At 50.2% G+C, this 14,549-nt stretch carries 9 protein-coding genes; 4 read left to right on the top strand and 5 right to left on the bottom strand.

The window, feature by feature from the left end; translation table 11 throughout:
- From IQ260_RS16170 to IQ260_RS16155, 4 genes are all read right to left on the bottom strand, one after another.
- Window positions 1-2,182: LuxR C-terminal-related transcriptional regulator (locus tag IQ260_RS16170; RefSeq protein ID WP_228016175.1), on the bottom strand; the 2,182-nt coding region annotated here is incomplete at its 3' end.
- A gap of 71 nt (window positions 2,183-2,253) precedes the next feature.
- Window positions 2,254-3,294 carry an AAA family ATPase gene (locus IQ260_RS16165; RefSeq protein WP_193994140.1) on the bottom strand — a complete coding sequence of 347 codons (1,041 nt, stop codon included), beginning with the start codon at window positions 3,292-3,294 and terminating at the stop codon, window positions 2,254-2,256.
- A gap of 15 nt (window positions 3,295-3,309) precedes the next feature.
- Window positions 3,310-5,115 (bottom strand): VMAP-C domain-containing protein, encoded by a 1,806-nt coding sequence (locus IQ260_RS16160; protein WP_193994139.1) that lies wholly within the window; start codon window positions 5,113-5,115, stop codon window positions 3,310-3,312.
- A gap of 14 nt (window positions 5,116-5,129) precedes the next feature.
- The gene (locus IQ260_RS16155; RefSeq protein WP_193994138.1) at window positions 5,130-5,459 is read right to left on the bottom strand and encodes a CU044_2847 family protein; all 330 of its coding nucleotides are present in this window, start codon (window positions 5,457-5,459) and stop codon (window positions 5,130-5,132) included.
- A 535-nt stretch (window positions 5,460-5,994) separates the two neighbouring features.
- Here IQ260_RS16155 and IQ260_RS16150 point away from each other — a divergent pair.
- Window positions 5,995-7,089, top strand: a complete 1,095-nt coding sequence (locus tag IQ260_RS16150; RefSeq protein WP_193994137.1) for a sucrase ferredoxin — start codon at window positions 5,995-5,997, stop codon at window positions 7,087-7,089.
- 418 nt (window positions 7,090-7,507) lie between these two features.
- Here IQ260_RS16150 and IQ260_RS16145 read toward each other — a convergent pair whose 3' ends face one another.
- Window positions 7,508-10,033 carry a TonB-dependent receptor domain-containing protein gene (locus IQ260_RS16145; RefSeq protein WP_193994136.1) on the bottom strand — a complete coding sequence of 842 codons (2,526 nt, stop codon included), beginning with the start codon at window positions 10,031-10,033 and terminating at the stop codon, window positions 7,508-7,510.
- Window positions 10,034-10,412: 379 nt separating this feature from the next.
- On the opposite strand from IQ260_RS16145, the gene IQ260_RS16140 reads away from it, so the two are divergent.
- The 3 genes from IQ260_RS16140 to IQ260_RS16130 all read left to right on the top strand — a co-directional run bounded on the left by IQ260_RS16140 (window position 10,413) and on the right by IQ260_RS16130 (window position 14,446).
- Entirely contained in the window at window positions 10,413-12,140 is a 1,728-nt protein-coding gene (locus tag IQ260_RS16140; protein ID WP_193994135.1) for a fatty acyl-AMP ligase, read from the top strand.
- Window positions 12,141-12,154: 14 nt separating this feature from the next.
- A complete protein-coding gene (locus IQ260_RS16135) occupies window positions 12,155-12,448 on the top strand; it encodes an acyl carrier protein (RefSeq protein ID WP_193994134.1) in 294 nt (97 codons plus the stop codon).
- Window positions 12,449-12,544: 96 nt separating this feature from the next.
- Entirely contained in the window at window positions 12,545-14,446 is a 1,902-nt protein-coding gene (locus IQ260_RS16130; protein ID WP_193994133.1) for a type I polyketide synthase, read from the top strand.
- The last annotated feature ends 103 nt before the right edge of the window (window positions 14,447-14,549 follow it).

Genomic DNA, 14,549 nt, shown 5'->3' with positions numbered 1-14,549 from the left:
TATTTTTAGATTTAACGTAACCAGAATAGAAAAAAAGATTATAACTACCTTGATTTAATTCACTTTTTAGTTCTGATAATGATGGCTTTAAAAGTACGTTTATTTTTCTTTTTTTAAGATATTTAATTTCTCTAAAAATGCTCTTGAAAACCTGAGATTGATGCTCTAATTTCATGTCTTCTAGAACTTCATCTCCTAAGTGATTATTATCGTGCCCTACGACTACTAGTGCTCTTAAGATATTTTCTGCTTCTATTTTTTGGGCAATATTGTTAATATGTTGAATAAGCTGCTCTATATCTATTCCAGTTTCTTGGGAAAGTTCTTCTAGTGTATATTGATACTTTGATTGAATTAGCTTCCAAATAGCGTTCTCGTTTTTACTGAAATCTTCTGGTGAAATTTCATTTTCTATACGGTTAATTTTGGTGAAAATATTTTTCAGATATTTTTTAACAGTGTTTACTGAAATAAATAATTGTTGAGCAATATCTCCGTAAGAAGTTCCTTGCTGACGTAATCTCCACACTTCAGCTTCTCGGTTAGTTAAATCATATCGTTCAATTTCAGCTAAGATTACTGACTGGTCTTCAAATTCAATAATAGCTTCACGAAACTTGAATATCTGTAGTGGGGGAATCCAGGTAGTGGAAACAGCTCTATTTTCTTTCTTTTGTTGCTCAATAGAATTACTAATATTCATACGCTTCATTACGGAAGCATAATCACCACCTATTCTGTGTAAGACTTGTTTTGCCACATGTGCGAACGGTACAAGGAGTTCGTTAACTGAGTTAGTTTCTATACTTAGACATAGCAATGCCTCAAAACTGTGCGTATTAAGCCCTAGCTGTTTTGAAATATATAACGAAATGCCATCTAAAACTCTCTCAGTATCTTTAACTGATAGTGTATCTGCTAATAAATCTCGCACCTCAGGAACAAAATCATACTGGTTCTTTTCCTGGGCTTCCATCAGGCCACCCATATATACCTCAGCTATATGAACTGGCTCTGCCTCCGGCAGCATTGTCTGCCGAATTAAATTCACAATTGGTGAACTTACAGGCGCAGCTGACATTAATCCTGCCAACTTCTGCGCTGTCAACGAAGCTGTTGCCCGAAATAACCGCACTCGCTCTTCTGCACTCATTTCTGTTCGTTCTTCTGACTCCTGCTTACTGTTTCTTAGGTTCTCTCTCATCTCAAATCGAAATCCTACGGTCCGACTCTCTCCAGTACCTATAACTACGTTTGCCCACTGCTTTAGCGGTTCCGCCTCTAAAGACACTACAGGCACTATCACCTGTGATTGCTCTGATCTAAATAAATCCCACAATGGCATCTGTGCCGTTGCCATCATCCGTGTACTAGATACTCCAGGCTCTAATGCACTCAGCCACATTGGTGTCCCATGAGCTAATCCTGTCTGTGCCCATAGCCGCTCTGGCAATAGCTGTATCACCGTCATTGGAGCCTGTTCACCCCAAGTTTCTAACCAAGGATAAATTGTTCCCCGCTGCCATGCTGTTGACGTACAGTCGCTCACCATCAAAATCAACCTGCGCCCTGCTGGGTCCAGTAGCTCTCGGGCACTGCGAGGACGACTAGATTTCCCAGATAGCAGAGTGAGTTCACCTGTCTCATCTGATCGCAACCGCCAGGAACTCACGCTCCGAAATGCCCCCTGCCGTTCCAGTAAAGTTTGAAACTCGGCCAAGGTCTCTTTCCACAAAGGCACAGACTTGCTCTCTTCAATTACCAGTGCCACGTCCAACCATCTTTCTGGAGCCGGACTCAATACAGGCGACCAAATACCCTGATCTGCAATGCGGTCAATTGTGGCAGCCTGATCAAATTCCATCCTGACAGGCGAAGGCACGCTTCGTCGCAGGGGACGTAGTGCTCTTGCCAGCTCTAAACGAATTCGCAGAGCTGGTGCTGCTGGCGCTTTGATAGGAATACCGTCTGGCTTAGCTGCACCACTTTCTGCACTATTCTGTTTTTTCGGCAATGACAAAGGCAATTGAGCTTCATCATCGTCATCATCTTCAAATTCATTATCGAAATAGTCCTCTCGCACCGCTAGCTCAGCAGCCTCTTCCTTAGCATCCTCTTCTTCAACAACCTGTTCCCTTCCCTCTGGACTAATATGCCCCGCCAACCATAGGGCATCCGCCATTTCCTCAGCACCCAGCTCCAACCCTGCCTTTCCCAGCAGAGCTGCAAACCCATCAATGCTCCCATCAGCTCTCATGCATCCTCAGTACTAGACAGATACTTCATCAACGTATCCACCAGCTTCTCTTTCGTATCCTGATCCGGCACCCGCTCCCGCGTCACAAAGTAAATGGCATTGAGCAACTGGTCTGTCGCCAGATCACCTGTTCTACTTTTGTCGCAGAACTGTTGGATCAGCACCGCTGCTTCCTTCACCCGACTCTCATTCGTCAAATCTGCCTTCAGATGAGCCTCCACAATCTTTTTTAGACGTTCCGGATTGGGCTCACCCATATTCAGCCGTAAACACCGCCGCAAAAATGCGGGAGGGAAATCTCTCTCCCCATTGCTGGTCATCACCACAAACGGGAATGCTCCACAGCGAAATCGTCCATCCTGAGTTTCTGCAAACTGTTGTTCATCTGCTTCAGTATAGGCCGTACGCACTTTCACGTTCTTCTTAGTCTTTTTCAAATCCTCTGAAACCCTCAGAATCTCAGGAATCTGAAATTCTCCATCTTCAAACAAATGCAGCAAATCATTGGGCAAGTCAATATCACTTTTGTCAATTTCATCGATCAGCAGTACCCGAGGCCGTTTGGAATGATCCGTCGGTAACAAAGCTGTCCCCAAGGGGCCGAGGGTAATATATGCGCCAATATCCCGCTCCCGTCCAAGCTGCACATCTTGCAAGCGGGCAATGGCATCGTAGCTATACAGACCATCCTTGCGAGTAGTCCGTGTCGTAATCGGCCAGTACAGCACCTCCCCCAGATTCAGCTCATGGGCCACCGCATAGGCCAACGACGTTTTACCAGTCCCTGGCTTCCCCGTAACCAAAAGCGGTCGCCGTAAATACAGTGCCGCGTTTACCATGTCGATTTCATCATCGGTCGCCTGAAATGTGGCTCCCCGCTGCTTCTTTTTCAGACCCGATACCGTTTCCTTTACTGCCGCATCACTCCCAAAGGGTCGCCAACTGGGCGGATCGGGTAATCGCTTTGTGATGTAGTCCCGATCCTTATGGGGCTTACGGTTTCCTTGAAAAATTCGCCAGTCACTCTGTTTGGTCATGGTATTCCGTTAGCGCTACGCCATCCCCAGCATCTTTCTAGGCGGTATCAAGCTGGGATCTTCCCACAAAAAGGACAAATGGTGACCAATATGAGCATCGGGTGGCAAAGATGTCGCTTTACTGCGCATATCCCGCACCAGCTCCGGCAGCTTATTGGGTTCACAGTTCAGCAACCCATCCAGCTCACAGCCACATTCCAACCCATTAGCAAACTGATCACACCGCAACCATAAGGCTGCTGGTATGCCATATTCCACCAACGTGGAGAATACCTCCATATATTGTTTTGCGGCTAAAACCTTGGAAAGCTTTAAGCCTAGCTTTTGGTTCATCTGCCAATGTCCCTTGAGTACACCTTGAGAACAGTCTCCTGAGCCAGCCACAAAAGCATCACACAAATCCGTCGGTGTCAGAGTGTGGAGCGCTTCCCAATTTTTTCGCCATCGCTCTTCAAAAAAGCCCAAAACTTTGGGATGTAAACGCTCTGCGATTTGTACTACCAGCCGATAGCGTTCTCCCATGGTAGAGGTGAAGGTTAACCCTGGCAGAATCGGTTCATCCATTAGAGACCATGTATCAATCTTCTCGTTGAGCAATGCCAGAGGCAAAATCAAATGTACCATCAGATCTTTAGGAGAACGCTGCACCACGTTTTCTAAACAGGCTCGTACATAGCTGGTCAAAGTAGTCTGGGTAACAGTGTCCGTATTTGTCGCATAGATTTCTTCTTTCCCGGCACCAGATTTTGCATCGTAGTGTTTGGCATCGGGGATGAGCCAAGCCTTAACTGGATATTCTCCTGTTTGTTGATAGGTAGGTTGCACATAAATCAACAGATGGGATTCTACTGCCGCAGATTCTAGAGCGGTTTGTTTTTCCAACAGTGGAGCGATGCTATCCTTTAAAGTCTGCAGATTGTCCACCCGAGTTTCTAGCCACTTATGTAGAGCTTTCTGGGAATCGGTGTGTGGGTTCAAGGCTGGTAAACTCAGTAGCATCGCAAACCGATCAATAGCTCGATGCCCCTTTGCATCTGGCTTCATGCCCCCAAGGTTATTTAGCTTCCCTGACAGGTCAGCCGGTGTGGGTTCTAAATATCCTTCAGGACAGCACAGCTGATAGGCCGTAGCAAAGCCATCGGTCAGTTTCGTTTCATAGGTACTCAAAACTGACCTCAGCCCCAAAATCTCCAGATCCAGCACTGTAGCCAGCAGCGGTCTTGCTGGGATCATAAACCCAATTTTGGCCTCGGGCGTTTTCTTATCCCGTGCAACGACCATGCCCACCATCGCATTAGCTGACTGGTCCCAAATGGCGGTGCCGCTAAACCCAGGCTGAATGGCCATACCCTGAGTTTTATCGTCTTCCAGCTGGACCCAGCCGTGGGGCAGTTCTTCTTTTAGAATGCCATAGGCATAGACGCCTCGGGGATGTCCTTCTGGAAAACCCAAGGCTCCGAATTCTAAACCTAGATAATGACCAGCCATTAGTTTTGCGGGAGCTACCTGATCTGGCGCAGCATCCAGCAGTTTCAATCCGGCAATATCGTCGGCTGTGTCATCGTCTTTAGCCGGTCGGTATAGCAATACTTTTGCTGATAGCCTCTGGGACAGGGATACAAACGGAAAATTAAGCTTTAGTTCTTGACCAATAGGATCCTTGGCTTTTTCTAGCCCCAACGCCTGTTTTACTACATGGGCGCAGGTGAGTACATAATCCCCCTCAACCAAAATGCCAGCGCCAATGACTTTGGATCCTTTGTAGAACCGTGCGATCGCACTTTTACAGGACATCTCAGGAGCACTACCATCATTTGCCATTCTGCCAGACTACCCTACTTGTCCCACTTCAACGTCACTTCTAGACTAACCTCGCTACCCACGCTAGAAAATATCACCCCAGCATCCGCACTAAGGTTCAGCCCAAACTTAACCTCAATTCCATCTGCCGGTGTCGTCAGTCCCGCTTTCAACCGCTCCATCGCCGCAGATGCTACCGGAATCACCTTATCCAAAGCACTCTCAAACGTCTGCTTTGCCTTCAATACTGGCTCATCTAGAATAGATACCTCCTCTACCGCATCTCCATTGATGGGCTCTGGCACCTCGACTAAAAACTTAGTGCCATCCTCTAACTGAAATTCAGCCAGTACCTTCTTATCCATAGTGTTACTTTAAACAGCTAATATATTTATCTACCTCATTTATTCCAACAATTCCAAATAAAATCAGCTTTTATTAAAGTGAAAAATATTCTTTAAGCAGCATCTTAACGACTGATACCTCTCGAGTAACAGAACTCTGCTGGTAGGAAAACTCTATATACTGCACCACATTAGTCCACAGCTTATCTATACCACTAGCCTATATCTGTTCCTATCGGTTAGCAGACATTATCAAAAAGGCTCTATATGGGTTTCCGGGAGGTCTGAGCCAAAAAATGCTTGGAAACTTTGTTATGTAAGAGTTTGAGTCCAGGAGCTAAAGGACTTCTGAAACATGCTTTGGGTAAGGCTTACAGTCCATCGCATTAATCCACCTCCCTGAAACAGCTATTGAGCCTTTTTTAGAACCCAACCGGCTTTTTCTAGTGACAATGCCTGGCTCTGGAGCTTGAACAACATCTTAGCCACTCAGCAGGTCTTGAAAGACGTTAAGATGTGCGTGGGGCTTATTAGGAATCAACCTCAGGAAGGAGCTATGCAACTGGACAATCTGCCGGACAATCTTGCCGACTGTCGCTATTGCTCCCAGGTCTCTAAAGCGAATGGTGTTGATCCAATTGGGTCTGCCCCTAAGGTAGATTATTGGCTGCTTGTGGAAGTTGCTCAGCCCTGGCCCTTGGCTATGTTTGCGGAAAATCCGATGGTTGGCCAGATGTTTTCGCTGGTTAAGAAGCTGGTCTTTAGGCGAGGGGTGATGGTGAGGCCAATTGCGATCGCACCCGATCCTGAATACTCCACCCCCGGCCTCACCCGCATTATCTACTATCGTCGGCCCGCCCAACAGTTTGCCGAGTATCTCAAAGAAGAGTATGTGGTTCCTGAAGACCAAACTAACCATCTAGTCTTAGGCCTACTCAATCGCTTGCTGGGCAAGAAAAATACAGTCATCCCATTTCTCTCTTATCAGCAAGATACCCAGCACCTACGAGAAATGCTGGTCTGCACCCACACCCAGGTCGACCTGGCCTGCGGTCGATTTGGCACTCCCATCTATCGCCAGCTGCGCCAACAATCTGACCAGTTCAATCTGCGCGTGTGGCAAAGCACCCACTTTGGCGGCCATCAGTTTGCCCCAACGCTTGTTGACCTGCCCACTGGTCAATTTTGGGGCCATTTAGAACTCGATAACTTGCCGCAGCTAGTACGGCGTAGTGGCGACCATCGCCAGTTAAAACAGCTGTATCGAGGTTGGTCTGGAGGCACTAAGTTTGAGCAAATTGCCGAGCGCGCTGTGTGGATGGAAATTGGATGGGACTGGCTCACCTATCCTAAAAAAGTACGCACGTATCAAAAAAGATTAACAGGCATTAAGCGATTACTTTATCCATTGCTGCGATATATTCCCATTAACCTGCTACAGCTATGGCTAGACCGCTGGACCCGTAATGCCAGCGGAGCCAAGGTGGAGCTGGTTTATAAAAGTCTCCATACCCAAGGACGCTATCGGGTAACCATTGCAGAAGCGGATAAACTGACCACCGCGACCAATTCAGCAAAGACACCCAAGGATTTGGTTGAAATAAGCAAAGCTCAGCAATATCAAATTACTCAACTTGTAAAGCTCAGCTAAGAGAACAATAGTGCTACTCAAACCAGACAGAGAGACATAGGACTCGTTAAGCAATCATTTCATGATTGTAATTTCCCGAGAATCTTCTGCAAAAACCAGTTCAAAATATTTATAACTGTCCCCGTCGTAACCCCAACTTATTGCTATTTAAAATAACTCAGTACGGTGGGTTGTAGGGCGGCGTTCCGGCCCTGCCCAGGGGGTTTGGGGAACTTGGAGGGACCCCAAGCAACATCTTTAAACTCCATGCCAGCCGCTAAAGCCATAACCTAAAATCATGAGCTTAATTTTTAACAAGCCCATAGCATTTTTGCTAAACCAATAAATCAAAAGACTATTTCCCAAGAGAGGGCAGCTCTCACTAAGAAAATAGCCTCATCGCCTTTGCCTCAGATTCAATACTATTAAAGTTCTTCTATTACCACTCCACAGAATACATTAAACGCAAGGTGCGGCCTCGACCGCCAACATAGTTGCGATCGTCAAACCCTGATAAAAACTGAGCTACGGCTGGAAAGTATTGGGTATCAAAAATGTTCTCAACACCAACTTGCAGAGTGCCAGGACCCACATCCACGCTGCTGATAAAGTCTAACGTGGCATAGCTCTCAATCTCCAAAGGCTCGACGCCTTCATCGGCGGCACGACTACGACCGCCGACAATCAGCGCCTGGAGACGGTTGTTCCAGCCCGGTAGGGTTTCATTTTCCACATAGGCGGTGAACTTAATCGGGGCAATCTCTCCACTGTTTAAGGGTAAATAATCGCCATCTCGATCGACGTCGTTTTCACCTTCAGACCAGCCAACGGTACCGCCAAGGCCCCAAGTGTCCGCTGGTTGCCAGTCGACCGTGGCTTCTACACCGTAGATCCGTTGAGGAGCACGCTGAATGCCGAGCAACCCATTTTCATTGGGCACCAGACTCGATCCAAAATCTGATGTGTTGTAAAAACCGCTAAGGCTAGTTTGGAACTCCGGCCAATTGCCGCGAACACCCAGTTCATACTCAGTAACTTTGATCGGTTGAGTAATATCAAAGTCATCCTCAACGCTGACAAATCCGGCGGGGGGTAGGCGTAGGATTCGACTAAACTCAGGCACGCTAAAGCTCTGGGCAAAGCTAGCAAAGAGTGAAATCTCATCAGCCGGCTGATAAACGGTGCTGGCGTTAAAAACAACGTCATCAAAGCTGCGGTTGCCGCCCTCAATGTTGCGACGTCGAGTGACTGAAAAGTAGTCGTCTACGTCGAGGTTGATATTCTCGTAGCGCAGACCGCCACGCAACAACCATGATTCACTGGCTTCCCAATCAATCTGGGTGAAAAGACCTAGGCTATTCACCCGATAGGGTGGGGTAAAGTCAAATTCTTGGAGCGTGGTCAGCTGTTGCTCATTGTCAAAGGTGTCTGCATCAAACTGGGCGGTAATCTGTCGGTTTTTCTGACTTTCATAGTCCGCACCCCACAGCAGATTGAGCGTTTCATCCCCATTTAAAGGGGTTTCAACCTGTAGTCGCCCGCCCCAGCGCTCGGCCTCCAGACGTGATTGAAACAAAAAGGGAAAGAAATCAATACCGAGCCGACCGTCAGCAAACTCACCACGGGCAGTCGTATCTTGGTAATACAGCTGACCCCGCACTTCGCTACCCAGCAGGTCGGCGTGGGAATAGCTGAGATTGGTCAAGAAGCTAATATCTTCTGGATTATCGTCTCGGTCGAGACCTCGAATTCTCAGAGTTTGAGCAGTCTGGCGACCGGGAATGAGAAGTGTGGCCGGGCTAGCAATAAACTCTGTCTCTCGCTGGGCATTGAAGTAGTTAAGCGTTAAATCGAGTCGCTGTTGTTCGCTAATATCGTAGCCAATTTTGCCCAGTAGGTTGTAGCTGGTGGTATCGCTCAGGCTCGATTCTGAAACATTGCGATTACCGTCGGCGTCGAAGAAACTACCGGTCTCTTCCCGAGACAGACTGACTCTAATATCAGCTCGGTCGGATCTTTCTGAGGCATTGAGTGCAAGATTAGTACCAAAGCCGTCATCTTCTAGGTCACCTAGGGATGCGCTAACTCCAGCCTGAATTTCCACACTTGATTCACCGTCTACGGGACGACGGGTGATGATATTAATGACGCCACCGGTACTCTGGCCACCAAAAATGGCGCTGGGGCCACGAATCACCTCGACTCGCTCAATGGCAGAAGGGTCGATACTACGAAGTTCCTGACGGTTAACTCGAAAATTGGTGGACAGCGGCACACCGTCAATTAAGATGGCGGCTTCTCGGCCTCGAAGGGTTTGTCCGCGCGTGGTACGTAACTGGTTGGGGGGGCCAAACCCTGGCACTAAGTTTCCTAAAATATCAGCGAGATCAGAGGAAATAATAGACTGCTGTTCGATTTGTTCTCGATCGATGACCGTAATGGAACGCCCAATGTCGTCTACGGATTCTTCGGTCCGGGTGGCGGTGACCACTAATCGCAGGGGGGCTTCGTCAGTTGGTTCAGAGGCCAGGGGATCGCTGGCAGGATCTTCTGAATCGGAGCCTACGGGGCTGACGGCGAAAATCAGGCTGCCAGGCTGCTGATCGATGGCAATTTCTGGGGCGGCGTCTTGGCCCACAATGGTAACTTGAATCCGATTGGTGGCCAGGGATTTGACCGTAATCGATGCGATGCCATCTACCGGGTTGTCCTGCTGGAATGTGTCCCCGGTCTGAAGCTGGGCGTCGGCAATATCGACAACAATGGTGCTTTCACCACTGCGATTGATAAAGGTTTGTAGGGGGGCCTCAGCGGCAGACTCAAGGGTTAGGGATAGCCCCGTGTCGGTCTGGGTTAGCTGTACGGCAGTAATTATGGAGGTCTGTGCATGGGCAGGCTGCGCGATCGCAATTGCGATCGCGCCTGATATCCCCAGCGCGTAGGTTCCTAAAGACAATTTCATCATGATTCCTCACACACAAGTAACGTGGCTTTAAGCCCGCGTGCCTTAGCTATCGCTGTCGCCACGCTAAAGCAAAATATTGTCAATTAAGAGACCAAAAAATGGATTTTTAATGAGAATATTATCAAGAAATTAAAGGGATAGACAGTCCCTTGTCAAGCTCATTATGGAATCAAAGGACGTAAACAAAGGGTTTTCTTTAACTGAGATTACGGTATTTATCTGATATATTCTTGCGAATGTGTATTGAAGCGCTTATACTCTCTATTGAGAAATGATATCAATTAATAAAACTGATTCTTATCTCTAATTCGCAAGTATTTTGATCCTGTCGCGACGGTTCGGCCCTCTGATCTTCAGGTGCACATTTACCATCAGCCCCATGCCCCATCTGACCTTTAACCGCCCCCAGGGTGTCAGCTCAGGTTTGACCTGGGTTGATCTTCTTAGCGAAAGGGCAATGCAACAGCCCTCTCGGATAGCCTTTCAAATTTGGAATGACGGGGCCGTGTCGTCGGACCAATTAACCTATGCCGATTTAGACTGCCGCAGTCGGGCGATCGCCGCTCGGATGCAGCGGTTAAACCTCAAGGGGGAGCGGGTCCTCTTGCTCTGTCCGCCTGGCTTAGACTACGTTCTGGCCTTTTGTGCCTGTATGTATGCGGGTGCGATCGCAGTGCCCATCTATCCGCCCCGACCCAATCAGTCCCTAGAGCGATTTCAGAGAATTGCTGACGATGCCCAGGCTTCACTGATTTTGACCGCCTCCGCTCAGCAGTTCCAATCCGAAACCCTGGCGAGTCTTCCCACAATCAGTCTGGATGCTGTTAAGCCCGAAGAAGCTGCCGACTGGCAGCCCCCCAATATTGCTCCTGAAGAAACTGCCTTTTTGCAATACACCTCAGGCTCCATATCTGCCCCCAAGGGGGTACAAATTAGCCACGGCAATCTCATCCATAATGTCGCCGCCATTAGCCATAAGTTTGGGCTGAGCCACCAGACCAAGGCAGTATGCTGGCTGCCGCCGCATCACGATATGGGGCTAATTGGCGGCATTCTCACCTCGTTATATCAGGGGGTGAACACAACCCTGATGTCGCCCGTGGACTTTCTGCAGCGGCCCCTGCGCTGGTTACAGGCGATTTCCCACACCCGGTCCACCATTAGCGGCGGTCCCAATTTTGCCTATGAACGCTGTGTGGAAAAAATTAAACCCGAACAGTGTGTGGGATTGGATTTAAGCCAATGGTCAGTGGCCTTTACTGGAGCAGAGCCGGTTCGAGCAGCCACCCTGGAGCGTTTTGCCACTAAATTTGCAGAGTACGGGTTTCGACCTGAGGCGTTCTACCCCTGCTACGGTATGGCGGAGGCAACGCTGATGATCACAGGCGGCGATCGCACCCGCGCACCCAAGCAACTAACCGTGGATGAAGAAAGCTTAGCGGCCCATCGGATTCAGCCGGCCCCCCAGGGGCGCGTGCTGGTGGGCTGCGGCCAGATGATCGATTCGGGTGATCTGGAGATTGTTAATCCTCAGACTCTCAGGCGCTGCCAGCCCAACGAAGTGGGAGAAATTTGGGTGGCTAGCCCCAGTGTTGCTCAGGGCTACTGGCGGCAGCCGCAGCTGACTCAAGAAACCTTTCAGGCTCACCTGGTTGACACTGGCGCAGGACCTTTTCTGCGCACGGGGGATTTGGGCTGTGTGCAAGGTGGGGAACTGTATGTGACCGGGCGTCTGAAGGAAGTGATGATTATCCACGGTCGCAACCACTATGCCAGCGATGTGGAAGCCACCGTGGCGGCCAGCCATCCGGGGTTTGGTTCGACTTGGGGAGCCGCGTTTACCGTAGACCAGGACGACCAAACTCAGCTGGTGATTGTGCAAGAAGTGGGGCGGGTATGGCTGCGAAAGCTAGAGCCTGAGCTGGTGCTGCGCGCGATCCGACAAGCGGTGAGTCGGGTCCACGGTCTGCGGGTAGAAACCATTGTCCTCGTCAAGCCCGGCAGTATTCCTAAAACCTCCAGCGGTAAGATTCAGCGTTCTCGCTGTTGTTCTCAGTTTTTGGCTGAGCAGCTGCATCCCATTCCCATTCCCGCCCGTCAATTGTGAGCAAAGGTTCTACTATGACTTCATCTTTTAACCCTCCGCCTTCTGTTGTTTCCCGGCCAACTGCAGCCATCATTGAGACCTGGCTATGTGAAAAGCTGGCAACATCCCTAAATGTTGCAATTGAAGCTATCGACCCGGATGTCCCCTTTGACAGCTATGGGCTCGATTCAACAGAAGTCATTGGGCTGTCAGGAGAACTTGAGGAGTGGCTCCATCAGCAGGTTTCACCTACATTGCTCTACGACTATCCTACCGTTGCTGCCCTGGCTGAGCACTTAGCAGGTAGCTCTTTAGAGGCTGAGAGCTAAAACGGTCCTCTGGCACAGCGCCCTGGCCAAGCGTGCCTATGGCCATACCAAGCCTATGGTCATTTGTTCACCCGCATTGAGAGGCACTCTAAGACGATGAACCCAATTGCGATTGTCGGTTTGGCCTGCCGGTTTCCGGGTGGGGACAATGCCGATGAATTTTGGCAGTTTCTGTGTGACGGTGGCGATGCCATTACCCCCAGAGATCGCCCAGGCACAGATGCCACCGACTGGGGCGGTTTTCTCTCCAATATCGATCAGTTTGATGCCGCATTTTTTGGGATTTCTCCACGGGAAGCGGCCTATCTTGATCCTCAGCAGCGATTGTTATTGGAAATTTGTTGGGAGAGTTTAGAGGCGGCGGCCATTTCTCCCCAGTCCTTAGCGGGCAGCCGTACGGGGGTGTTTGTGGGCATTAGCCACAGCGACTATGGTTATCTTTTAAGTCGCGCCGAGACTGGTATGAGTCCCTACAGCGCCACCGGTACAGCACTCTGTGTGGCCGCCAACAGAATCTCCTATGCCCTCAATTTAAAGGGTCCTAGCCTGGCGGTGGATACGGCCTGTTCATCATCGCTGGTGGCGGTACACCTGGCGAGGCAAAGCCTGGCGGCTGGAGACTGTGATCTGGCCCTGGCGGGTGGTGTGAATTTAATCCTCAGACCCGAGGTGACAGAGGTTTTTCAACAGGCGGGGATGATGGCCGCTGATGGCCGCTGCAAGACATTTGATGCAGCTGCCGATGGCTATGTGCGCTCAGAAGGGTGCGGCGTTGTTGTCTTGAAGCGACTGGCGGATGCGGAACAGGCGGGCGATCTCATCTTGGCGGTGGTGGCAGGGTCCTCCGTTAACCAGGACGGTCTGAGCAATGGTCTTACAGCCCCCAACGGTCCTGCTCAGCGGGCGGTAATTCGCCAGGCATTGACCCAGGCCCAGGTGCCTGCCGCCCACATTAGCTATGTGGAAACCCACGGCACGGGCACGCCCCTGGGCGATCCGATTGAAGTAAATGCCCTAAAAACCGTGCTGATGGCGGGGCGTTCATCCCAGCAGCCCTGTGCCTTGGGAGCGCTAAAGGCCAATGTGGGCCACATGGAAGCGGCGGCGGGCATCGCCGGATTGATCAAGGTGGTGCTGGCGCTGCAGCATCGATATATTCCGGGCCATCGGCATCTGCGTCAGCTCAATCCCCGCATCGACCTAGCGGATACGCCGCTGTTTGTTCCCCAAAAAGGCTGGCCGCTACCGGACGGAGTGGATCGACCGATAGCGGGTGTGAGTGCCTTTAGTTTTGGGGGGACCAATGCCCATTTAGTGGTGTCTGCGGCTGTCTCTGAAGCTTCAGAATCTCCTACTGCTGGCCCTGCGCCCCCTGTTGCTTCCTCCACCTGGCACGGTCTGATGCTGACGGCCAAATCGGAGACTGCTCTGGCCGCGCTGGCGGGTCGCTATGGTGAGTTTTTGCAGGCCAACCCAGATATGAACCTGGTGGATGTGTGCTGGACAGCCCATGTCGGACGAGCGATCTTTCCCCATCGGGCGATGGTGGTGGCGGAGTCGGTGGAGGAGATGCGATCGCACCTAACCAATATCTCCCAAGGAAAAAACTCTCCCGCCGTAGCCGTAGCCAAAGCCCCCCGTCGCCCGCTGCGAGACATTGCATTTTTGTTCACAGGCCAGGGGTCCCAGTATGTCGGCATGGGGCGACAGCTCTATGACACCCAGCCCGTTTTCCGACGCGTTTTAGATCAGTGTGATGCCGCCTTAAAAGACACATTAGGCCAGTCACTACTAACGGTGCTATTTACAGAAACCGATGGGCTGCTGAATCAAACCGCCTACACCCAGCCTGCTCTGTTCGCCTTGGAATATGCCCTCAGCGAACTGTGGCGCAGCTGGGGAATTACCCCCACCGTGGTGCTGGGCCATAGCCTGGGGGAATATGCCGCCGCCTGCGCAGCGGGATGCTTAAGCCTGATTCCACCTCAGTTTGTGTGAGGAGATTGAGGTAACGGTCTCCTCCCGTTGAGAGACGAGGCAATTAACAAGTTACGCATCCAATCGTCATGATATCGGAAGCCATTGAGTTGCTCGAACGGAC

Origin of the sequence: Leptolyngbya cf. ectocarpi LEGE 11479, assembly GCF_015207065.1 — a bacterium.
GTDB lineage: Bacteria > Cyanobacteriota > Cyanobacteriia > Phormidesmidales > Phormidesmidaceae > Leptothoe > Leptothoe ectocarpi.
The sequence above is the reverse complement of the archived record's forward strand: the minus strand, read 5'-3'. Positions and strand labels throughout refer to the sequence as shown.